This window comes from Cysteiniphilum sp. 19S12-1 (assembly GCF_052030685.1).
GTDB lineage: Bacteria > Pseudomonadota > Gammaproteobacteria > Francisellales > Francisellaceae > Caedibacter.
Genome location: NZ_JBQAJM010000078.1, coordinates 1 through 1,466, shown reverse-complemented (window position 1 = coordinate 1,466; position 1,466 = coordinate 1). Strand labels below are relative to the sequence as shown.

At 35.9% G+C, this 1,466-nt stretch carries 1 protein-coding gene; it reads right to left on the bottom strand.

All coding sequences use genetic code 11. The features are described 5' to 3' along the window. Positions 1-19: 19 nt before the first annotated feature. A complete protein-coding gene (locus ACTS4L_RS11270) occupies positions 20-1,387 on the bottom strand; it encodes an ISKra4 family transposase (protein ID WP_440618001.1) in 1,368 nt (455 codons plus the stop codon). Positions 1,388-1,466: the final 79 nt, after the last annotated feature.

Here is a 1,466-nt window from a genome sequence, read left to right as displayed (position 1 = left end):
AGCATTCCTAATATAGTTTCTACGCTGCATTTTTATAAATATGCTGCTTCACTAATTTCCAGTCTTGAGCCCACTGGTTACTTGCTAAAGAGGTTCTAAGTTGCAATACCTTATGTGCAGACTCTCGGTTCCATTGTGCCTTATGTTTCTTTTTAAACCGAGTATTAATAACACTCTCAACACCGCTTTCTATTGCACTGCTCGTGTATACTTTTCCTAATGTTCGTCTTGACTCATAATCCACTAAATATGCTTTGTTATTAGCTATGTATTTCAGTAAATCATGTGCCTTATCTGCAAATTCAGTTGTTACAAGCAACCCATAAAGCTCAGATAGTCTAGTGATTGCCTCATCAGTTTTACCATGCCACACCTTCCATTTAATGGACGTAAGTTGCTCAGACTTATCACTGTTTAATTGGCCAATTAACGTATCAAACTTCTTAGATATATGATACCAGTCAAGAATATAAGTAATTGATTTGCAGTGTTTTTTAAGGGATTTTAAAACATTCCAGCAATTCTTAGCACCATCTGATAAGGCAATGACATCAGTTTGTTTGGTCAACCCCTCCTTCTTTGCGGCAATCAAAGTCATCGCTTTAATTGATTTATGATGATCCTTATAACTTGAAGCTGCATAAGATTTTTGAGTGATTTCTCTATCTACATTATCTGTTTTTTTAGATGCTTTTCTGACTAAATTTTCAGGGTTATAAACTTTAGTGAGCAAGGCTTCGAAGTTACCTCGAGTTGGATGCTTATCTTTAATATAACCACCATCAGTTTGCACAATTAATTCTGCTGCAGTTTTGATTTCAAAATTCTTAAGACAATCTTCATCTTGATGTATCTCATGCAAATGCTGTCCAACACGCTCAGCTGTTCTCTTTAAATTCAGCTGGCCATTCACTGGTCGATGACGCTTTACTTGCGCATCTAATTCATGCTGCGCTTCAACGAATGACATCTTAGATGCGGCAACTGCTTGCATCTCTAATAAATCAGGATGACGGTAGTCCCCAAACAAGCCTTGAATGCTATAAGTTATAAGCTTTCGACACTCATGATTAGTACATCTTCTTCTAGGTAAGTTTATCTTATGATCACTGAATACGCTGTTAAAGTTGGATTCATAAGTTCCGTAATTTCTCATTTCACTGCCACATACTGGGCAGGTATTTTCAAGATCGTAAACAGTTGATTGAAATTTCAGGTAATTATCCTGTACACGGTGCAATATCTCTATTTGTTCTACATGGTTGTAACCTAAATCATCTATTGATTTTGGTGATTTAATCACTTTCTCTTCAGTTACTTCTCGATGAATTATATCTTGTGTTTGGTCATCATAAATCTCAGTTACGATTCGTTGCTTAAGTGCCATAAGTTACTCCATGATCTTAGATTACAAAAATAGAGTATCATAAAACAGCATAAAATAAAACCGCGTCAGGAATGCTCTC